We start from the raw sequence: 21,213 nt of genomic DNA on the forward strand, positions 1-21,213 counted from the left end.
TATCTAGTTGAGCTTCAAACCCTAAATCCTGATTCTGTCTCTTATACACATCTTTATTAGAGATATTGAGATTCCCTTCTATATATATAGCGGGAAAATTATTCAAAATTATCAGCTGGGATGTGGGCTATTTATACGTGAAAAAGATAACTATGACCAAAAGAGTATCATGTTCGTTTCTAGTTCAGAGAATGATCATGACGCGATTAATTATCTATCGTCTGGTCAGCTATCAGGCTTGGTGATTGCTTTCACCCTAGCTTTAAACAAGGTATACGAACAAAAAGCCTTAGATATTCTATTGATAGATGATCCTGTCCAAACTATGGATGAAATAAATGTTGCGTCATTCGTAGAGCTACTAAGAAATGATTTTAATCATAAACAGATTATCTTATCGACACACGAAGAAGATATATCCAAGTATATTCGTTACAAATTCTCGAAATATAATTTAGTTACTAAAAGAATCAATGTGAAAGATAAATTATATAAGGCGGAGTAGAGATAGAATGTAAAAATAGATGAAAATATAGCTGCCCGGTGAATATATGGGCAGCTATGCTTTCAATCAAAAACTTCTATTATATATACTGATTTCTCAGATATATTCTATTCGACGTTTTCATACATTGGTTCTAAGATAGTCTTTTCTAGAATCCTTCTTCCTCGCCTCACTTCAACTCCATTCTTTTTGAGGTGGTTGCTGACGGTTTCTCTATGACAAGAGTATTCATCTGCTAGATCTTTAATGAGGAAACCTTGTCTGTATTTCTTAACGATTTGCTCTATTTCGTTCTCCGAGAGTGTCTTTTGGCGAGCCATCCTTGGTTTGACATTTCCGATGATCTTGTTATACTTTTTTAAGTTAGTTTTATATGAATTGCTTGCCTTATATTTCAGGATTTTATCGATCTTATTCGTATCTAAGACCGATAGTGCGAAAGAACGGTACGGAAATACTTTGAATTGTTCATTGGAGCGGTTCTAAAATCCACTAGTTTCACATGAGTTACCGACCTTAAAATCAAAAGAGAAGATAAGAAAAAAGCTAACAGATTGTTAGCTTTTTTGGGTTATAGGTATATTTGGACTGCTGGACTGCTGGCACGCTTTATGAGGCTTTTTCTTTTTGCCCATTATCCGTTTTGTTTGATTGCGGTGTTTTAAACGAATATTTTAAGGGAAACGTAAATTTAAAAGGATAGCTTCAAAGCAAGAATTCATTTAAAATAGAGTACAAGAAAAGAAAGAATGGGGTAGAAGGATGACGACTATTAGTCGCTGGTTCAAACGCTACGCCACCTTGCTCAAGATTATTTTCTTTGGGATCGTTTTATTTTTCGTCGCAAATCAGGTGAAAAATATCGCTCATGGAATGAGCTGGCAAACCGTTTGGCAAACGATCAAACAACAGGATCAAATTGCATTATTAAGTATGTTTGGGATCGGCCTTTGCGGCGTTCTGCCCATGCTTTTATATGATCACGTAGCGATCACGACGCTGGAAGCGGCGGGACGGCCGCGGATGAATCGCAGAGAGTGGCTGGTCTCAGCTTGGACTACCAACACGATCAATAACCTAGCCGGCTTTGGCGGAGTCGTCGGAGTGAGTCTGCGGTCAAGTTTTTACGGAAAAGGAATGGAAAAGAAGAAGGTCTTGGCGGTGATCTCGAAAATCGCTATTTTCATGCTGGCGGGACTTTCGATCATGGCCTTCATCACGTCTTTGGATTTAATCTTCTTTCGAACGCAAAATCCCTTTGTTCGTTATCGGTTTTGGCTATTGGCTGGCGGAGCATTCGCGCCGATTCTGTTCGGCTTTGTTTATGCGCGCCGCCGTACAATTTTTAAGGAATTTCGGCTAAAACAGATTTTTGAACTATACTTGGCTTCATTAGGTCAATGGCTGGGCGCTTTAGCGGTCTTCTTGATCGTTGGCTATTTGATGGGTGTGAGATTAAATATTGGAGAAGTCTATCCGATGTTTGTGATCGCGACAGGATTAGGGATGCTGACGATGGTACCTGGAGGCGCGGGAACGTTTGATGTCATGATGATCTTGGGCTTAGGGCATCTGGGCTTGAATCAAAGCACCGCAATCGTCTGGATTCTGTTTTATCGGATATTTTATTACTTGCTTCCTTTTTTGACGGGGATCGTGATCTTTTTGACTAATACCAGTGTCAAAATGAATCGCTACTTTGATAATTTACCGCGCTTACTTTCGCAAAAAGTGGCTCATGTGATTATGGTCAGTGCAGTTTATTTTGCAGGAATCATGATGATTTTGTTATCGACATTGACGAATTTGTCGAATATCAGCCGCTTGTTCCAAGTGCTGCTGCCGTTCTCCTTTGATTTTTTGGATCAGACGTTGAATCTTTTGATCGGTTTTCTGCTGCTGGGCTTTGCTCGGGGGATTTCTCAGAAGGTGAAGCGGGCATTTTGGCCGACGATTCTCTTGTTGATTTTTGGGATCGTCAACACGGTTGCGCGGACAGCATCGGTTCGTTTGATCATGGTTTACGTAGTGATTTTATTGATCGTGTGGATGTCGCGGAAGGAATTCTATCGAGAACGCTTTGTTTATTCTTGGGGCGCGTTAGTGTTTGACGGTATTTTGTTTGGCTTGTTGTTCATATTCTATGCGGTAGCAGGTTATCACAGCGGACAAATTTGGAGTACGGAACGATTGTCGACGAAGTATTTTGCTTTTCCTTCCGGAGAGATTTGGTTCTCGGGATTAGTCGGATTGATCTTATCGATTTTGTGTTTGGCGATTTTATATCAATATTTGACCCAAAGTGATACCAGCCTTGGAGCGGCTTGGGATGAAAAACGCTTCAACTATTTGATCAGCCGTTATGGCGGCACGCCTGCCAGTCATTATCTGCGGGTGTCAGGCTATCAATATTTCTATTACCAAGAAAATGGCAATGATCAAATTCTATTTGGTTTTCAAACGCGTGCTAATAAGTGTTTTGTTTTAGGTGATCCTGTGGGGAATCCTAAAAAGTGGAAGGCGGCGACGTTTGCTTTTATGGAGCATGCCGATAAGCTGGGCTATCAGCTAGCTTTTTACAAAATATCGGAAGAGTATGTGCTGCTTTTACACGACTTGGGCTTCCACTTTGATAAGATCGGCGAGACGGGTGTGACGGATTTTAATCAGCATAAGCTGGATGTTTTCTCTGATCGTTTTGAATTTAAACGATTGACTAATGAAGGCTATCAATTTATCTATTTTGAAAAGCTGCCGGAAGAGGTCTTTGACGAGCTGGAGGAAATTTCCGATGAATGGTTGAACGGCGAAAAGGAAAAATGCTTTTCTGTCGGACGATTTGATCGGGCATATATTAAAACCAGCAATGTCGGGATCGCTCGTGATCCGCAAAACCGAATTGTCGGATTTATCACCGAGCAGCCGGTTAATCAGGAAAAAGCCTCCTTCGATCTTTTGCGTTTCCGAAATGATGTTCCGAATGAACTGCCGACATTTTTGAAGTTGCATTTAATGGATGAGTTGAAGAAGCAGGGCTATGCTGAAGTCTATCAAGGCATGGCGCCGCTAGCGAAGGTTGGGGAAACCTCCTTTGCCTTTTTAGGCGAACGGATCATGAACTTGATCTACAAATATGGTCATTCGATCTACGCCTTTCAGCAGGTGGCAGAAGAAAAAACGGTCTATGTCGATCATTGGCGGCCACGGTATTTCGCCTATATGAAAGACAGCAGCTTCTTATTTTCTGCTTTGCAATTATTATTATTGATTGGTCGGGGCAAGAACAAGGGCGCCACCATTTCAGAAGAGATGATCGAAGTATAAAAAGACGAGCCAAAGCGGCTCGTCTTTTCGTCTATTCAGCTGCTAATCGATCGTGATTGCTTTGCCCTTTTTCTCTTCATAATCGGCCTTTGGCAACTTTAAAGTAAGTACGCCGTTTTCAAATTTCGCGGTGATTTTATCTTCAATAATATCCTTTACGACAAATTGCCGATGATAGGCGCTGCTGGAGCGTTCTCTGCGAACGAAACGGCCGTCATCTTTGACCTCATTTTCTTCTGTGTGTTCTGCATCAATTGAAAGAATGTCATTATTGTGATGAATCGAAATTTCCGATTTATCAAAGCCCGGCAGGTCCGCCTTAACCTCATAATGATCATCCAAATCGCGGATGTCCACGCTCATTTTTCGATCATCCCAAAACGTGTTCATCAGTTTGCCAACTAAATCTTCTCCATCCAACCAATCGTTTTTCGGCAGTAGATTCATATCGCTTCCTCCTAATTCGTAATGAATGTTCTTCTGACAGCGTATACATAGTTCCTAACTTCATGGTAAAGCTTAAAGAGGAATTATTCAACTAATTTAGAGGGCTATGCTAAAATGAATTATCTATACATTTAGGATGGGCTATGATAGAATCGTCTAGTGAAAAATTTGAACGGGTGAGAAAATGGAAATTATGGAGAAAGCCCCAGCGAAAATCAACTTGGGCCTCGACATTTTAGGCAAACGGCCAGATGGCTTGCATGAATTGGCGATGGTCATGGCGAGCATCGACCTAGCGGATCGTTTGTATTTGGAAGAGATTCCGGAAAATAAGATTCTTATTGAGACCAATAAGGCTTTTTTACCCACGGATAAAAAGAACCATGTTTACGAGGCGCTGGAATTAGTCAAAGAACGCTTTGAGATAAAAAAAGGCTTGCGGGTCAAAATCCATAAAGAGATTCCTGTAGCGGCAGGACTTGGCGGCGGCTCGACGGACTCTGCTGCGGCTTTGCGAGCAGTCAATCGTTTGTGGGATTTGGGTCTGACGATTGAAGAGCTGGCTGCCTTAGGTGCCGAGGTCGGCTCTGACGTTCCTTACTGCGTCTATGGACAAACGTCTTTGGTTGAAGGATTCGGGGAAAAGGTCACACCGATTGCTCCGATGCCGCAATGCTGGGTCGTGGTGGTGAAACCGCGAATGAGCGTTTCGACACGCACGATTTTTGCTCAAATCGTGATGGAGGATTTGTATCATCCCGACATTGAGGCACTCGTCTCAGCGATCGAAGATAATGATTATCAGAAAATGACAGAAAACCTAGGCAATTCAATGGAAGTTGTCACGATCAAAAAGCATCCGATCATTCAACAGCTGAAGGATCGAATGTTGAGATATGGTGCAGATGCTGCAATGATGAGCGGCAGCGGTCCTACCGTATATGCCTTGTGTCATAAATATTCGCGCGCCAAGCATGTATTTAATGCACTGAAGGGCTTTTGCGATGAAGTCTATCTTGTACGTACGTTAAAATAGATCCGAAAAAGGGGTCTATTTTTTTGTGCTTTTTTAAGAAAGCTGGCTGATGGTTCATAAAATAACGTGATCGAGGGAATAAATCGGATACAGGTTTTGTGCTTCATATGAATGGAGTGTCATCTATTTTACGATTTAACAGCATTATTCTGAGTTAAATCGTAATTTTTACGTTTTGTGTTGACGGATAGAAAAACATTTGTTAAATTAAACCTTGTCTTAAAAAGAGAAGAGAAGGTGTTTAGCTAGATGAAGATGCAAAAAGGACTACTTTTAATAGGAACTGTGGTACTATCAGTTTTGCTGACTGCTTGCGGCGGTCAAGAGAAAAAAGAAGCCTCATCTAATGATAAAATTCAAGTGATGACGACATTTTATCCAATGTATGAATTCACCAAACAGGTGGTAGGAAATAAAGGCGAGGTAGAACTGCTGATTCCAGCAGGGACGGAGCCCCATGATTTTGAACCCTCAGCCAAAGACTTGGCTAAAATTTCTGATGCAGACGTGTTCGTCTATAATAGTCCCGAATTGGAAACGTGGACAGATAATCTGACAGATACGATCGATACGAAGAAAACGGAAATTATTCAAGCGTCTAAAAATATTACATTGATGGATGGTGCCGAGCATGATCACGAAGAAGCCCACGACGATCATGACGCAAAAGAGCATGAAGAAGACGGGCATGACCATGACTTAGATCCCCATGTTTGGCTAGATCCTGTTTTAGCGATCAAAGAAGTTGAAACGATTCGTGATCAGTTAAGTAAAAAGTATCCAGAGGATCAGGCGACATTTGAAAAAAATGCCGCAAGCTATATTGATGAATTAAAGACCTTAGACGAAGATTATCAAGCAGGCTTTAAAGCTGCGAAGAACAAGACCTTTGTGACGCAGCATGCGGCCTTCGGTTATTTAGCTAAGCAATATGGCTTAACCCAAGAAGCGATTGCGGGGATTTCGCCAGATCAAGAGCCGTCCCCAAGTCGCTTGAGTGAATTAAAGCATTATGTGGATGATCATCAAGTCAAAGTCATCTACTTTGAAGAAAATGCCTCATCTAAAGTTGCCGAAACGCTATCTAAAGAAACCGGCGTAAAATTAAAAGTATTGAATCCGTTGGAAAGCTTGACGGAAAAACAAATCAAAAACGGTGAAGACTACGTTTCCGTGATGCGGGAGAATTTGGACGCATTGAAGGAAAGCATTAAGTAGCCAAACGTTTTTAAAGGAGAGACGAAAAATGTCGTATATCGAGGTGGAAGACCTCTCGTTTTATTATGACAATGAACCGGTATTGGAAAATGTGTCGTATCACGTTGACCCGGGGGAGTTTGTCATTTTGACTGGAGAAAATGGTGCCGCAAAATCGACATTGATCAAAGCGACATTAGGTCTATTAAAACCCAGCAGCGGAAAAGTGACGATCGCGAAGAAAAATGCTGAAGGGAAAAAATTGAGTATTGGTTATATTCCGCAGCAAGTAGCGTCATTCAACGCGGGATTTCCCAGCACGGTGCTGGAATTAGTCGAGTCAGGGCGCTATCCGCAGGGAAAATGGTTTAAAAAATTATCGCCCCGCGATCATGAACATGTGCAAAAAGCTTTAGAATCTGTGGATATGTGGAATATGCGCCATAAAAAAGTCGGCGAATTATCCGGCGGGCAAAAACAACGAATCAGTTTGGCGCGTTTATTTGCGAAGGACCCTGATTTGTTGATTTTAGATGAACCAACCACCGGGATGGATGAAAAATCGCGAAATGATTTTTATGAATTACTGCGTCATAGTGCCCATGCTCATGGAAAGAGTATTTTGATGATCACCCATGACCACGAGGATACCAAAAAATACATTGATCGGCATATTCGATTGGTGCGAAAGGAGAATTCTAAATGGCGTTGCTTTCATATGAGTTCATGAGACGGGCCTTCCTAGCTGCGATCTTTATTGCCGGCATTGCGCCGATGTTGGGTGTTTTCTTGGTCATCCGTCGTCAATCGTTGATGGCCGATACCTTGTCCCACGTTTCGTTAGCTGGGGTAGCGCTAGGGTTCTTCTTAAATTTGAATCCGACCGGTACGACGTTATTAGTCGTGGTTATTGCAGCGATCATCATGGAGTATTTGCAGAACATGTACAGCTCGTATTCTGAAATATCGATCGCTATTTTGATGGCGGCGGGGTTGGCGGTTGCGCTGGTCTTGATGAGCTTGGCTCCCGGAAACTCGGCGGTCAGCATTCAATCCTATCTATTTGGTTCGATCGTAACGATTACGTGGCAGCAAGTTGTATTTTTAGGAATCCTATTTGTATTAGTGGGAATCTTGTTCCTACTATTTAAACGTCCGATGTATGTTTTGACCTTCGATGAAGATATCGCAGCAGTGGACGGCTTGCCGGTCCGTACGATGTCGATGATCTTTAACATTGTGACAGGAGTGGCGATTGCGATTATGATTCCGATCGCGGGCGCTTTGTTGATCTCCGCGATCATGGTGCTGCCAGCGGCGATCGGGATGCGAGTAGGAAAAAGTTTTAATATCGTCATTTTGGTCAGTGTGCTGGTTGGCTTTGTCGGCATGATCGGCGGCCTGACTGGCTCGTATTACTTGGATACACCGCCGGGAGCGACAATCACGCTGGGCTTCATTTTCTTGTTCCTGATACTTAACGGAATCCGACAATTACGGATTATGTTTCAGCGAAAACAGCAGCAAAATTAGAGGAAAGCGAAAGCTTTTCCTCTTTTTTTGTGGAATAATTAATAAATTCCGAACTTTTCGACTTTAAAACGAGAAAATGCTCGAATTTTATTGGCTAAACCCTTATAATGGGAAACGATAAATCAGAATAGGATGTCTTATGTTTTTTCTTTTTAATAGAAAGCCAAGGATGTGCGTCGAGTATCAGCTTATTTTCCTGATGTGGGAGAACTAAGTTCAATAAAATGAAACAGGTAGGAGTGAATTACGTGAAAGTGCGTCGAAGTGAACGATTAATCGACATGACACAATATTTGTTGGATCATCCACATGACTTGATCCCATTGACTTTTTTTGCGGCTAGATACGGTTCGGCCAAGTCTTCTATCAGTGAAGATTTAGCCATTGTAAAGAAAACCTTCAAAGAACGAGGAACAGGGTTCTTAGAAACGATCCCCGGTGCTGCCGGTGGTGTCGTCTTTACACCGAGTATTACTGATGAAGAGGCACAAGAGTACATTGGCTCTTTAGCTGAACGTTTGTCGGAAGAGGATCGTTTATTGCCTGGCGGCTATGTTTATCTGTCCGATATGTTAGGGCAACCGGACTTATTACGTAAAGTCGGTCGAATTATTGCTGCGCAATATTTGGATAAAAAGGTCGATGCAGTCATGACTGTCGCGACAAAAGGTGTGCCGATCGCCCAAGCGGTCTCGTATTACTTAAACGCACCCTTCGTGATCGTTCGCCGGGATTCAAAAATCACGGAAGGATCAACCGTTAGCGTGAATTATGTTTCTGGTTCTTCTGAACGAATCGAAAAAATGGAATTATCAAAACGCAGTTTGAAACGCGGTTCGAAGGTTCTGATCGTGGATGACTTCATGAAAGGCGGCGGGACCGTCAACGGGATGAAGAGCCTGATCGAAGAATTTGAAGCAGAACTTGTGGGGATCACTGTTTTTGCGGAATCTAAATTTAAAGGTGAGCGTGCGATCGATGACTATAATTCATTATTATTTGTGCAAGATGTGGATACCAGCACGAAAACTATTACGGTCGTACCCGGCAACTGCTTCGATAAATAGATGACAGAAATGCTAAGCTATTAGACTCTCTTGATTTTTTGATAGAGGGTCTAACGGGCTAGCCTTTTTTGCGTCTGGCTAGTAAAATAGGATGAGTGTTTTAAATTAGTAAGAATTTTATTGATAAGAATGATATGCGTGTTGAGCATCAGACTCATTTTTTTCTAAAAAAATGAATACATTAAAACGAACGAGGAGTGATTTCTTTTGGAAAATCGTTATGCGATTATTTTAGCAGCGGGTAAGGGAACTCGCATGAAATCAAAATTATACAAGGTCTTACATCCGGTAGCAGGCAAACCGATGGTGGAACACATCATTGAGCGCGTGGTTGAGACGCAGCCAACGGATATCGTGACGATCGTCGGCCACGGTGCGGAAATGGTCAAAGAACAGCTAGGCGACCGCAGCCAATATGCGCTGCAAGCAGAACAATTAGGAACGGGCCATGCGGTTATGCAGGCGGCCGAGTTTTTAAAAGGCAAAAAAGGCACGACGTTGGTTATCAGCGGAGACACTCCGTTGCTTACAGCCCAAACATTGAATAATTTATTTGATTACCATCAAGGTAAAAAAGCCAGCGCAACAATTTTAACGGCTCATGCAGAAGATCCAACCGGCTATGGCCGCATCCTACGCGACCATGTCGGTATTGTAGAAAAAATCGTCGAACAAAAAGATGCCACGCTTGAAGAGGCGCGTACCCAAGAAATCAATACCGGAACTTATTGTTTTGATAATGAACAATTATTTGCGGCATTGGAAAAAATCGGCACGAATAATGCTCAAGGTGAATACTATCTAACAGATATCGTTGAAATCTTGAAGAACGAAGATCAAACGGTTGCGGCTTACCAAACAGAAGATTTCGAGGAATCATTAGGTGTTAATGACCGGATCGCTTTGGCGAATGCAAATGAGATTATGCGCCGCCGTATCAACCGCCAACATATGGTCAATGGTGTAACCTTTATTGATCCGGCAACGACTTACATTGATGCAGGAATCGAGATTGGTTCTGACACAATCATCGAGCCAGGTGTGCAGATTCAAGGAAACACGGTGATTGGTTCGGATTGTGTTATCGGAGCACATTCAAAAATCGTTGACAGCACGATTGAAGATAATGTTGAGATCAAGGCTTCGGTCTTAGAAGAATGTATCGTTCGCAGAAATGCGGATGTTGGTCCGAATGCTCATTTACGTCCGCAGGCAGAAATCGGCGAGAATGCCCATATCGGCAATTACGTGGAGATCAAAAAAGCGACGATTGGCGAGAATACTAAAGTGGGTCACTTAACTTATGTTGGTGATGCGACTCTTGGTAAAGACATCAATGTCGGCTGCGGGGTTGTTTTTGTCAACTATGACGGCAAGAATAAACATCATACAACTGTCGGCGACCACGTATTCATCGGCTCCGGCACAAATATCATCGCACCGGTCACTATCGCTGATCATAGCGTAACAGCAGCGGGTTCAACGATCACTGACGACATCGCTGAAGGCGATATGGCGATCGCTCGTGCTCGCCAAGTGAACAAAGAAGGATATGCGAATCGTTTGCCATTTTAAGGGAAATCTCTTGATTTCTTAAATGGAAATGACTAGTATTTTATTTGAAATGGTATATAATCGGTAACGTATGTTTAAAAAGAAAGTGGAGGTCCCCATGTCGAAACATTATTTTGATCCAAGATTGAAAATTTTTGCTTTGAACTCAAATCGTCCCCTAGCTGAGAAAATCGCTGAAGAAGTTGGTGTTGAATTAGGAAAAAGTTCAGTTACCCAATTTAGTGATGGTGAAATTCAAGTAAACATTGAAGAAAGTATTCGCGGCTGTCATGTCTATGTCGTTCAGTCAACAAGTAGTCCGGTAAATGATAATCTGATGGAACTTTTGATTATGATCGATGCTTTGAAACGTGCGAGTGCAAAAACAATCAACGTCGTAATGCCTTATTACGGGTATGCCCGTCAGGACCGTAAAGCGCGTGCACGGGAACCAATTACTGCTAAGCTTGTTGCTAACATGATCGAAAAAGCTGGCGCAACCCGTCTATTGACTTTAGACCTGCATGCGTCACAAATCCAAGGATTCTTTGATATTCCTGTAGATCACTTAATGGGTGCACCATTGATTGCTGATTATTTCTTAGAAAAAGGCATTTGCGGAGACGATGTCGTAGTTGTTTCACCAGACCATGGTGGCGTAACACGTGCGCGTAAATTAGCCGAATTCTTGAAAGCACCAATCGCAATCATCGACAAACGCCGTCCGAAAGCGAATGTTGCCGAAGTAATGAACATCATTGGGAAAGTCGATGGCAAAACATGTGTCATTATCGATGACATGATCGATACAGCTGGTACGATCACATTAGCTGCCAATGCCTTAAAAGAAGCTGGGGCGAAACAAGTCTACGCTTCATGTACACATCCTGTTTTATCTGGACCAGCAATGCAGCGAATCCAAGATTCAGCGATCGAACATTTAGTCGTAACAGACTCCATCTACTTATCTGACGAACGTAAAATCGATAAAATCGACGAAATCAGTGTGGGTGTATTAATGGGGGATGCGATCAAACGTATCCACGAAAACAAACCGGTTAGTCCATTGTTTGAAACACATAAAAAATAATTAATTCTATTAGCTAGGTATCCTTGTTGGGTACCTAGCTTTTTTTACACATATTTTAATGATTAAAATTTTTTTGAACAAACGCTTTCACGCTGGTTTCCTTCTGATATGATAATAAGTAGAAGAAAGGAATCTGAGGAGGACATCATGCAAAAAAGAATGGATCGAATCTCCATGGCAGCGGGCTATGGGATTTTACTTATCGCTTTATTTTTAAAAATAATCGGCGGCGAAAGACAGCGGTTTACTTTGATCGAATCTTGGGTTCGCGGCTTGCTCAGCGGGAACTTCCTGCACTTTTGGCAAACAGAATTTGCTTCAGGAATAGGTGTCTTAGTAGGCACCGGGCTCTTCTTGCTGCTGACGTTGATGTACGTCCTTGATGCCGTTCTGCTAACGTTTCATCGACGAGTGCCATGGCTTGAATCAGCTAAGGCGGCGTGGCTTTATTTTACGATGTTCTTTTACTTTGTATTTATTTCATTTTATTCCAGCAGTATTTGGCTGGTGCTGATTCTGATCGTCTGTGCCTTGGAATTTCTGCTGAATCGGTATTTGGAGGATAAAATCGAGCGGGATCGAAAATACGCCGAGTCGCAAAAAATTGAAAAAGCCTATAATGAAGATCGCAAACGGCGCTTAGCCTTTCCGGGAAAATATTCGCCGGAATTCCACCAGATCATTCGCAAAAATTTCCGTTTCCATCAAAAGAATTATCTGCTGTTAATTTTTGCTAACGCGCTGGTTTTCTTTGCGTTGATGATTCTCTTTTTCACCTATCATGAGTTTAGCGGAACGCACACACAGGACTCGATCTTTGATAAGACTGGTCTTTTACGCATCTTTATCGAGTCAGGCGGCGTCCTTTTACTGCTGCTGCTATTATTTTTAACGTTTATGGATAGCTTGTACGTTGATTTTAAGGCGAAGCATATGGAGTTGTTCATTCAGCTGGGGATTCGCAAAAAGACATTTTTGGCGATGCTATTGGAAGAGTTTAGTTTTTGTGCTTTAGCGGGAATTTTGATTGGCGGAGTGATCGGCTTAGCGGTTACTAGAGGGTTGCATAGTTTCGGCTGGGCATTGCTGCTGTATATTGGATTGCTGGTTTTGGCGATGGCCTTTCATCAGGAAAAAATATTGCGCTTGATTCAGTTTAGACCAAGGGAACAAGCTAAACCGGATCGACCGAACCAACGCTGGACACCGTTGTTTTTATTGGTAGGCCTGATTGCGTTAGCGATCACTTTTTGGTGGTTCAATCGGCGAAAATCTGCGGAGACATTATTAGTGGTGGGGACGTTGGTCGCGGCATTGTGGGGACTGTTTCTTGGCGGAGGTGGGCTTTATGTTAAGCACAAGCGTGGAAAAATCAATCTGCTGCTTTCCCGCAATGATTTGTTTTATCGCTTCCACAAGAGTATCAATGTCTTACTGTTAGCGACACTACTGCAAGTATTGGCGATCGGTTTCTTTTTGCCCCGCTTAGTGACCTTTCAACAAACCAAAGTCCACGATTTATTTCCTTACGAGGCAGTGGCAAAAGTCAAACAGCCGGAAGTTCAGCAAGTGGAAACGACGTTGAATCAGGATAAGGCTTCGTGGAATAAATATCCTTTCTTTCCAGTAACCTCAGTTGACGGTGATCCGGAATGGGAAACTTTTGGAACGGCGCGCCCCATCATGTTCATTCAAGGTCAGCATATCGGAATTTCTGAAACGACTTATCAGCAGCTTCGTCAGGCGAATGGATTGAAGCGTCAGCCGCTGCATTTAAGAAAAGGACTGTGGCATGTGGTGTATCAACAGGCCATCAGTATTCGCGGACAGCCGATTGATTGGGACCCGCAAAGCACACTTCCGCGCTTGCGAATCGGGACACCTTTGGAAAGCTACAATACAGACGATGTCGATTTGATTTTTCCAATGCGTCAGATCAAAAGTCAAGAACGCTTAGTTTTGACGGGCATGTTTCAACGAGGATTGCAGGAGAACATTCTTGTTTTTGCCGATGAAGAATTTGCGGCGTATGCGAAAAAGGAAAGTCCAAGGCAATTATTCTTGATTAGCGACGATAAAAATAGCGCTGCTTCGTTGAACTTCCTGCAGAAAAAATATGCGGATGATAAGCGTTGGGATACGGCGATCGAACCTATATATGAAAAAACACAACGCAAAAACAATGTAATCACGGAAAATCATCTGCAGGTCCTGCTTCTGATCTTCACTTTAGTCACCTGCATTTTTATGAGTGTTGGGTTATTAGTATCGAAATTTGAAAGTGAACAAGCCAGCTTGGTGTCAAGAAGAAGACTGCTGGATCAATTAGGTATGCGAGAGAAGGAGCAGCAAAAGATTTTGAAGCAGCAGGTTGGCCTCTTTACACTGCTGCCGATCGTCGCAGGATTTCTATTGAGCGTCGGTTTTATTGTCATTATGGGGCTGCTGCGTTTCTTTACGAGACAGGAATGGCTGCAGTTCGCTCGTATTTTCTTCATAGACTACAGTATCTACTTGTTAGGCTGGGGAATCATCGCAGTTCTGATCTATCGCAGAATAAAAAAGTGGAGGTAAGCAAATGGAGCCAATTATCAAAGCCGCGGCTATCACTAAAAATTATGGGCAGCAAGAAGTACTTAAAGGAATTGATCTGACAATCAGCCGCGGAGATTTCACTTGCATCATGGGACGTTCCGGTTGCGGCAAGACAACGCTGTTAAAAATTTTAGGACTGATGCATCCGCCAACCACTGGCGAGGTCACATTTGAAGAACGATTAACCCATGAGCTGTTTCCAGATGAGATCTCCGATATTCGCAGACAAAAAATCGGTTTTGTTTTTCAAGATTTTAACTTGATGGAAAGCATCACTGTACGGGAAAATATTCTGCTGCCGGCGATCTTAGACAAACAGGATACAGGAACGGCAGAAGAACGGATGAAACCATTCTTTCAAATTTTGCGGATCGAACATTTGCTGGATAAGCTGCCGCATGAATTATCCGTAGGGGAAAAACAGCGGACCGCTATTTGCCGAGCGCTGATGAATGAACCGCAAATTATTTTAGCGGACGAGCCGACTGGAAATTTAGATAGCAACGCAGGGGCTGAGGTGATTAAGATTTTCCAACGGATCAATCAGGAGTTGGGGATTACGATCGTTATGATCACTCATGACAGCAAAGTCGCTCAAGCCGCTAAGGATGTTATCTTCTTAAAAGACGGGCAAATCTATGATCGTTTAACCAATATCGCCGGCTCAGAAGTCCAGATCGCGGAAAAAATGCTAGAAGTTTAAATGGAAGAGACGTAAAAGAAGCGCTCCGAGAGATCGGGCGCTTTTTTGCTGCAGGTATAACGGGCAAAAAAAGAGCTCATCGGTGGGTGGCCGATGAGCAAAGGAGTTAAAAAATGAAAAAGTGTTAGGGTTGTTTGTTGGTATGCTTATATAATAGCAACGAGTTGTGAATTATTTGTGAATGAAGCTTGCTATAAAATTAAAGAAAGTAGGTCGAAAAAAAGATTAACGATCTTTATTTTATTTATAAACAAAAAGGAGCTCATCGGTGGGTGGCCGATGAGCAAAGGAGTTAAAAAATGAAAAAGTGTTAGGGTTGTTTGTTGGTATACATATATAATAGCAACTAGTTGTGAAAAAAGTGTGAACGATGATTGTTCAGAAATTAAAAAATCTATAAAGAAACTGGAATGCAATTAACTTGACAAAAATATTATATTTATTTGCTTATAAAAAAAGGAGCTCATCGGTGGGTGGCCGATGAGCAAAGGAGTTAAAAAATGAAAAAGTGTTAGGGTTGTTTGTTGGTATGCTTATATAATAGCAACTACTTATGAATAAAATGTGATGAAAGAATAGCGAATCCATTAATTTTATAAGAAATAAAGCTCATCAATATATAATGCCGCGAAAAATTGTTCGAAATATTAAGGAGCTTACCTCAAAATAGTATAAATTCGAATTCCTAATAATTAAATTATATTGAGTAATTTTCAAGGCTTAGACAGAAAATAAACAACCGTGCTTTAGAGGCAAAGGCTCACAGGAATTTCAATAGCGAAAAAAACTCCCAAAACATGTCCTCATGTCTTTGGGAGTTTTGTCTATTCATAAACGCGATTTTTCTTGTCGTAAATATTACGCAATTCCAAGTAGAGCGGAATGAGCTCGTTTTTCGTGTATGGAAAGTCTAATTGATACAATTGAATATGCGGTTTTTCTTTTTTCAGTAAGGATGACGAGCTGATGATCAAATCGTAATCATCCTTCAGCGATACATCATACGGCTCAGCATCGATGAAGCGCAGATCCTCCAAGAAGCGATACAGATCACGAACAAAGATGGCATTGTGCTCTAAAGCGATCCCGACTTTTAAATTGTTTGCGTACGGGAACTGATTGAAGTAAGGCAGCAATAATCGCTTAAAGGCCCGCGTAAGCATCGGATGTACCGAACTAATGAAACCGTATGGCGGATGATCTTTGGCCATCTGCATAAAGTTTTGGATATTTTGGAATAAAATATATTCGCCGCGTGTTTGTTTTTCATTTGGGTCCATCACCAATTCAATCATGCTTGGGAACGGCTGACGGAAAATATAGTAGCCAAAGGTGATGTTCAACAAGTTTGCGACCACTAACGGATCATCCATCATTTCTGGGCGATCAGGGAACAACGCCTTTTTCGCAAAGTTACGGAACTCTACAACGAAATCATTAACAGGATTTGGCCGTGCAGCAAAATCATGGATCGTTTGTTTCATGCTTTGATCGTCACGAATCGTATAGAATGGTGAATAATGGGCTAAGAAATAAATGAAGCTGGATTCGCCCTTCAGCTGACGAGTCGTCATAGGACCATCGACTAAATCACGTAACGAAGTAAAATCATAATAAGGATTATCCTTCATTAAGAAATTGTAGCGCGGGTCGTATTTGACGAACTTCTTATTGTTGACACGAATCATAATGATGGAAGTGAACAATTTGATTTCCTGCGTACCAAAGTAAGTCCGAGACAATGGGAAGTATTCTTTGTATGTATCAACGATTTGTTCCAATTGATGCTGATCGACATTTAACGGACATTCGATTCCGCGAGTTCCCAGCCATAAAAGATCAAACAACGCTAAACGAATCAGACGTTCATCTCCAGACATACCTGCCTCTGTATAAGTAAAACGAATATTGAAGCGTTTCAAATGCTTTTTCAGCTTGTCGATCTTACGGGAAACTGTGGAACGGCTCACAAAATATTTCTCACAAAATTGTTCGATTGTTGGATTTTCTTCATTTAAGAAGTATAGGATGAACTGGAACGGCACTGCTTGCTGCAATAGATGGTAACGATACTCATCGACGGTAGCGTTAAGGTTTTCTAGGTTCACCTTTCCGGCACGCATCATGATCGTTTCGTGATTCGGACGAATTTCTGCCATTTCTTGATCTATTTCATTTAATTCAATGACACTTTGCTGGTAGTTTAAATTCAAGTCTTCTGACAGTTGACTGATGGCTAATACTTTTTTAGTCGTTTGATTTAAGTATTTAAAGATATTAAAACGCAAGAGGAGCGACGCATCAAACATAAGTTCCTCGTATAACATCTGTTTTCCTCCTTTATTAAATTGGGTTATTAATCTGAATTTTTTTAAGCATATTTCTCCTATATTGTACTTTATTTACAAAAACCTGTCAGTTATTAGCCGGTAAAAAGTGAGTAAAATTATATAGGGAAAAACAATTTTCATGCTATTCTAAGAAAGAAGGTGAAAAAATGACTAAGTCACGTTTGGAAGCATTTACTGACGGTGTCGTTGCGATCGTATTAACGGTCCTTGTACTTGATATCCAAATACCTGACGCGCCCTCGCTCGCTTCGCTGCTGAGTATCACCAATACATTATTTGCTTATATTGTTAGTTTTATTTTTGTCGCTGTAATCTGGGTGAACCATCATCGGATGATGCAGATGGCAGAAAAGATCAATTATCGCGTAATTTGGGCAAATATTTTTTGGTTATTTTGGCTAACATTATGCCCGGCAGTGACGAGTTGGGTGGGTCGGAATCCTGACCATTTTTGGCCGGAATTTTCTTATGTGGTGGTTTACATGATGTGGAGTTTTTCGTATGGTGTTTTATCGAAACAGCTTATCAAAGCCAACGAGTCTGACAGTCACGTGGTGAAAGTATTAACACGCGATCATCGCAGCAAGCTATCCATGCTCATTAATCTAGCTGTCTTGGGCGGCGTGTTTATTTTTCCGCCAATCGGAATCTTTGGCCGATTCTTAGTATCCGGCATCTGGATCGTCTCATATCGCAAGGCAGATCAGTATTATCAAAGAATCTTTGGTAAAAAAAATCACGGCAGAAGCTGAACGCTTCTGCCGCTTTTTCGCCCTATAAAGAAAACATAAAATTTTCACATGAATAAATCGCTTTGTAGCGGGTATATCCATGTCTGGCTTCACGAACTAGCTTTTGAGCAATAAGACCAAAAGCTGAGCGAGTTCGCGAAGCCTTTCTTACATGTAGACTTATGGATGTAATACCCGATGCAGAAACTCTTTTGTTCGAGCTTCTTTAGGATTTACAAAAATATCTTCCGGTGTTCCTTGTTCAGCGATGACTCCTTGGTCCATGAAGATGACCCGATCGGAAACTTCTTTAGCAAAGGCCATTTCGTGGGTCACGATCACCATCGTCAAGCCGCTTTCTGCTAATTTTTTCATGATCTGCAACACATCGCCGACCATTTCAGGATCAAGGGCTGATGTAGGTTCATCGAACAACATCACTTCCGGGTTCATTGAAAGGGCACGGGCGATTGCGACCCGTTGCTTTTGACCGCCGGAAAGCTGTGCTGGTTTGGCATCGATGAAACGCGCCATTCCCACTTCCTCTAAATTCTTCACCGCTATTTTGCGGGCTTCGTCTTCTTTACGACCTAAAACTGTGACTTGACCGCTCATGCAATTTTGCAAGACGTTCATATTGTTAAAGAGGTTGAAGGATTGAAAAACCATCCCTAAATGGGTCCGGTATTTCGGCAGATTATACCCAGGAGCTAAAACATTTTCTCCCTGATATAGGATTTTTCCATCCGTTGGTGTTTCTAATAAATTGATACAACGCAGAAAAGTTGATTTACCAGAACCAGAGGCTCCGATAATGGTCACGACTTCTCCTTTGTTGACGTTCATACTGATATCTTTTAAGACGAGATTATCGCCGAAACTTTTTTTCAAATGTTCGATTTCAATGATACTGCTCATAATGATCCTCCTTATTCTTCTTTCGCGAGAAAAAACATTGTAATAATCATGCTAGTGATGTCTGGCTTCACGAACTAATTTCTTAGTCTTGTCGTCCAGCCTTTATTATTTATCTTCGCCAACTGCTACGTCTACCTCATCCAAGCGGACATAGGCTGAAGGGCCGTCCATTTTCTTTTCAACAGCTCGCAAGATACGTGTCGCTGTGAAGGTCAATACGAAGTAGATCACACAAATAATGAAGTAGGTCTGGAAGAACATGTAGTTCGTTCCAGCAGCTGATTTCCCTTGGAAGAACAATTCAGAAACAGAGATGATGCTCAATACAGAGGTATCTTTGATATTGATTACTAATTCATTCCCGGTCGCTGGCAAGATATTGCGCAATACCTGCGGCAAGACAACTTTGCGCATGGTTTGTCCATGAGTCATCCCGATCGCATGGGCCGCTTCAAACTGACCTTGATCAACCGCGAAGATTCCGCCGCGGACGATTTCTGACATGTACGCCCCTGTGTTAATAGATACAATGAACAAAGCAGCGGCTGTCCGGTTTAAGTCGATCCCGAACGCCATCGCGATCCCGTAATAGATTACGGCTGATTGAACGATCATCGGTGTACCGCGGAAAATCTCAATGTAGGCATTTAACAGCCAACCAAAGACTTTTTGCAGGCCGCGTTTTGCATTATTGTTTGATTCTGGAATCGTCCGGAAGACTCCGACTAACAAACCAATCAATGTCCCAACAGTCGTCCCAACAATTGCCAGCAGCAAGGTCGTACCTGTACCGCGTAAGAACATAGAGCCATTTTGTTTTAAGATACGAACAAAAACATTTTCTTTTTTGCCTGAAGCATTTTGCGTTTCATCTGTAGCCGGTTGATCTTTGATGGCTTGGTCCATGATTTCTACTCGTTCATCTTGCGGGATTCCGCTTAAGATTTGATTGACTTGTGCCATATCAGGATCGCCTTTGCGCATCCCAACCGAAACTTGGACATCTTCGGGATTGGTTTGGAAGCCATCCGCTTTGTCAAATTCCACCATTTTCAAATCAGGGTTCACGCTTTCGGCAGTCACACCTTCAGGTCGTTCGCTGACGTAACCATCGATTGTTCCCGATTCCAATGCAACACGCATCGCTGGGAAATTATCCATAGCGCCCTGTTTTTTGACATCAGGGATTTGAGGGATAACATCATAATGGAACGTGCTCAGCTGTCCGGTGATCTTTGCGCCAGCAAAATCTTTGATTGAAGTGGCTTTGGCATATTTAGTATCTTTGCGCGTGACGATGACCAGCTGTGATTCGTAATACGCATCAGAAAAGTCGACCTCTTTGCGTCGTTCAGCAGTAGGCGACATCCCGGCAATAATCGCGTCGATCTTGCCAGATTGCAGGGCAGGCAGCAAACCATCCCATTCTGTTTTGACAATGACTAATTTGCGGTTCATTTTATCAGCGATTTTTTTCGCCATTTGAACGTCATACCCGCCGGCGTAAGCTTTATCGCCTTGAATTTGCACAGCGCCGTTGCGGCTATCCTTTTGTGTCCAGTTAAAAGGGGCGTAGCCGGCTTCCATGCCGACACGCAATTCTCCTTCCGGTGTCTTTGCGTCTGCTTGAGTGACTAATGGGGCTCCTAGAAATGAAATAAATAATGCGATGAGTGCGATAACTGAAAATTTTCTTCTATTCATATATTTCTCCCTTTCTTGAAATCACGAGATTGGGTAGAGCGTGTTTTAAAAACCTGCAACAAAAAAAGCCGCCGTTTCGTGTATAAGGCCGCTTGCAGATAATAAGAAGATGATGTTCCCTCTCACAAAAACATAGCGCAACTTAGCATCACTGCTAAGACAGTCCGCAAGTTATTCGCTTGCGTCCCAACATACAAAATAAAGAGAATTTTGTACATTTCGGCGAAACTTCCTAGACCTATTTCAACGTGTCTCTACACTCCATAGGGTTAATAAGGTTCGCGACCTCTACCTCATTGTTCTGAGGCATCTCGTATTCAGTTATTATGTTTCACAGTCTAAAGCCTACAAATGAAAAAGTCAATGGAAATCATTTGAAACGAACAAAAAAGTTGGCAGAAAGTTTTAATTCATCACGACTTTTTTGTCAAAAAAGACAAAAAATGAAAATAATCTCT

At 42.0% G+C, this 21,213-nt stretch carries 15 protein-coding genes and 1 riboswitch; of the genes, 11 read left to right on the top strand and 4 right to left on the bottom strand.

Features of this window, described 5'->3' with window-relative positions; genetic code table 11:
• Nucleotides 1-1,267: 1,267 nt before the first annotated feature.
• Complete coding sequence (gene mprF / locus A5875_RS13930) at nucleotides 1,268-3,829, top strand: bifunctional lysylphosphatidylglycerol flippase/synthetase MprF (RefSeq protein ID WP_088934157.1); 2,562 nt, start codon at nucleotides 1,268-1,270, stop codon at nucleotides 3,827-3,829.
• Between the two features lie 42 nt (nucleotides 3,830-3,871).
• Here the strand turns inward: mprF and A5875_RS13935 are convergent, their stop codons facing one another.
• Complete coding sequence (locus A5875_RS13935) at nucleotides 3,872-4,276, bottom strand: Hsp20/alpha crystallin family protein (RefSeq protein ID WP_088934158.1); 405 nt, start codon at nucleotides 4,274-4,276, stop codon at nucleotides 3,872-3,874.
• Nucleotides 4,277-4,460: 184 nt separating this feature from the next.
• Here A5875_RS13935 and ispE point away from each other — a divergent pair, with 184 nt between their 5' ends.
• The 9 genes from ispE to A5875_RS13980 all read left to right on the top strand — a co-directional run bounded on the left by ispE (nucleotide 4,461) and on the right by A5875_RS13980 (nucleotide 15,051).
• Complete coding sequence (gene ispE, locus A5875_RS13940) at nucleotides 4,461-5,312, top strand: 4-(cytidine 5'-diphospho)-2-C-methyl-D-erythritol kinase (protein ID WP_217809347.1); 852 nt, start codon at nucleotides 4,461-4,463, stop codon at nucleotides 5,310-5,312.
• A 249-nt stretch (nucleotides 5,313-5,561) separates the two neighbouring features.
• Nucleotides 5,562-6,530: a metal ABC transporter substrate-binding protein gene (locus A5875_RS13945; protein WP_176244681.1), complete on the top strand. Its 969-nt coding sequence runs from the start codon at nucleotides 5,562-5,564 to the stop codon at nucleotides 6,528-6,530.
• 28 nt (nucleotides 6,531-6,558) lie between these two features.
• Complete coding sequence (locus A5875_RS13950) at nucleotides 6,559-7,239, top strand: metal ABC transporter ATP-binding protein (RefSeq protein WP_088934698.1); 681 nt, start codon at nucleotides 6,559-6,561, stop codon at nucleotides 7,237-7,239.
• On the top strand, nucleotides 7,212-8,042 hold the full coding sequence (locus A5875_RS13955; RefSeq protein ID WP_088934159.1) for a metal ABC transporter permease: 831 nt from the start codon (nucleotides 7,212-7,214) through the stop codon (nucleotides 8,040-8,042). The genes A5875_RS13950 and A5875_RS13955 overlap by 28 nt, the downstream gene beginning before the upstream one ends.
• Nucleotides 8,043-8,290: 248 nt before the next feature.
• Nucleotides 8,291-9,109: a pur operon repressor gene (gene purR / locus A5875_RS13960; RefSeq protein WP_088934160.1), complete on the top strand. Its 819-nt coding sequence runs from the start codon at nucleotides 8,291-8,293 to the stop codon at nucleotides 9,107-9,109.
• A gap of 207 nt (nucleotides 9,110-9,316) precedes the next feature.
• The gene (glmU, locus tag A5875_RS13965; protein ID WP_088934161.1) at nucleotides 9,317-10,684 is read left to right on the top strand and encodes a bifunctional UDP-N-acetylglucosamine diphosphorylase/glucosamine-1-phosphate N-acetyltransferase GlmU; all 1,368 of its coding nucleotides are present in this window, start codon (nucleotides 9,317-9,319) and stop codon (nucleotides 10,682-10,684) included.
• A 97-nt stretch (nucleotides 10,685-10,781) separates the two neighbouring features.
• Nucleotides 10,782-11,753, top strand: a complete 972-nt coding sequence (locus tag A5875_RS13970; RefSeq protein WP_088934162.1) for a ribose-phosphate diphosphokinase — start codon at nucleotides 10,782-10,784, stop codon at nucleotides 11,751-11,753.
• A 147-nt stretch (nucleotides 11,754-11,900) separates the two neighbouring features.
• Nucleotides 11,901-14,327 carry a hypothetical protein gene (locus tag A5875_RS13975; protein ID WP_088934163.1) on the top strand — a complete coding sequence of 809 codons (2,427 nt, stop codon included), beginning with the start codon at nucleotides 11,901-11,903 and terminating at the stop codon, nucleotides 14,325-14,327.
• Between the two features lie 4 nt (nucleotides 14,328-14,331).
• A complete protein-coding gene (locus tag A5875_RS13980; protein WP_088934164.1) occupies nucleotides 14,332-15,051 on the top strand; it encodes an ABC transporter ATP-binding protein in 720 nt (239 codons plus the stop codon).
• A gap of 824 nt (nucleotides 15,052-15,875) precedes the next feature.
• On the opposite strand, the gene A5875_RS13985 is transcribed toward A5875_RS13980, so the two are convergent.
• Nucleotides 15,876-17,378 (bottom strand): helix-turn-helix domain-containing protein, encoded by a 1,503-nt coding sequence (locus A5875_RS13985; RefSeq protein ID WP_088934165.1) that lies wholly within the window; start codon nucleotides 17,376-17,378, stop codon nucleotides 15,876-15,878.
• Nucleotides 17,379-17,548: 170 nt separating this feature from the next.
• On the opposite strand from A5875_RS13985, the gene A5875_RS13990 reads away from it, so the two are divergent.
• Complete coding sequence (locus A5875_RS13990) at nucleotides 17,549-18,154, top strand: TMEM175 family protein (RefSeq protein WP_088934166.1); 606 nt, start codon at nucleotides 17,549-17,551, stop codon at nucleotides 18,152-18,154.
• Nucleotides 18,155-18,313: 159 nt separating this feature from the next.
• Here A5875_RS13990 and A5875_RS13995 read toward each other — a convergent pair whose 3' ends face one another.
• Nucleotides 18,314-19,051: an amino acid ABC transporter ATP-binding protein gene (locus A5875_RS13995; RefSeq protein WP_088934167.1), complete on the bottom strand. Its 738-nt coding sequence runs from the start codon at nucleotides 19,049-19,051 to the stop codon at nucleotides 18,314-18,316.
• Between the two features lie 105 nt (nucleotides 19,052-19,156).
• Nucleotides 19,157-20,755 carry an ABC transporter permease subunit gene (locus A5875_RS14000; protein WP_088934168.1) on the bottom strand — a complete coding sequence of 533 codons (1,599 nt, stop codon included), beginning with the start codon at nucleotides 20,753-20,755 and terminating at the stop codon, nucleotides 19,157-19,159.
• A gap of 125 nt (nucleotides 20,756-20,880) precedes the next feature.
• A riboswitch (Lysine riboswitch) is annotated at nucleotides 20,881-21,054 on the bottom strand.
• Between the last annotated feature and the right edge of the window lie 159 nt (nucleotides 21,055-21,213).

This window comes from Enterococcus sp. 3H8_DIV0648 (assembly GCF_002140655.1).
In the GTDB taxonomy this organism is placed as follows: Bacteria; Bacillota; Bacilli; order Lactobacillales; family Enterococcaceae; genus Enterococcus_A; species Enterococcus_A hulanensis.

What these genes read in the sequence shown, in the direction of transcription:
- mprF (WP_088934157.1), top strand. Translation starts at nt 1,268, where the DNA reads ATGACGACTATTAGTCGCTGGTTCAAACGCTACGCCACCTTGCTCAAG.
- A5875_RS13935 (WP_088934158.1), bottom strand. Translation starts at nt 4,276, where the DNA reads ATGAATCTACTGCCGAAAAACGATTGGTTGGATGGAGAAGATTTAGTT.
- ispE (WP_217809347.1), top strand. Translation starts at nt 4,461, where the DNA reads ATGGAAATTATGGAGAAAGCCCCAGCGAAAATCAACTTGGGCCTCGAC.
- A5875_RS13945 (WP_176244681.1), top strand. Translation starts at nt 5,562, where the DNA reads ATGAAGATGCAAAAAGGACTACTTTTAATAGGAACTGTGGTACTATCA.
- A5875_RS13950 (WP_088934698.1), top strand. Translation starts at nt 6,559, where the DNA reads ATGTCGTATATCGAGGTGGAAGACCTCTCGTTTTATTATGACAATGAA.
- A5875_RS13955 (WP_088934159.1), top strand. Translation starts at nt 7,212, where the DNA reads ATGGCGTTGCTTTCATATGAGTTCATGAGACGGGCCTTCCTAGCTGCG.
- A5875_RS13970 (WP_088934162.1), top strand. Translation starts at nt 10,782, where the DNA reads ATGTCGAAACATTATTTTGATCCAAGATTGAAAATTTTTGCTTTGAAC.
- A5875_RS13975 (WP_088934163.1), top strand. Translation starts at nt 11,901, where the DNA reads ATGCAAAAAAGAATGGATCGAATCTCCATGGCAGCGGGCTATGGGATT.
- A5875_RS13980 (WP_088934164.1), top strand. Translation starts at nt 14,332, where the DNA reads ATGGAGCCAATTATCAAAGCCGCGGCTATCACTAAAAATTATGGGCAG.
- A5875_RS13985 (WP_088934165.1), bottom strand. Translation starts at nt 17,378, where the DNA reads ATGTTATACGAGGAACTTATGTTTGATGCGTCGCTCCTCTTGCGTTTT.
- A5875_RS13990 (WP_088934166.1), top strand. Translation starts at nt 17,549, where the DNA reads ATGACTAAGTCACGTTTGGAAGCATTTACTGACGGTGTCGTTGCGATC.
- A5875_RS13995 (WP_088934167.1), bottom strand. Translation starts at nt 19,051, where the DNA reads ATGAGCAGTATCATTGAAATCGAACATTTGAAAAAAAGTTTCGGCGAT.
- A5875_RS14000 (WP_088934168.1), bottom strand. Translation starts at nt 20,755, where the DNA reads ATGAATAGAAGAAAATTTTCAGTTATCGCACTCATCGCATTATTTATT.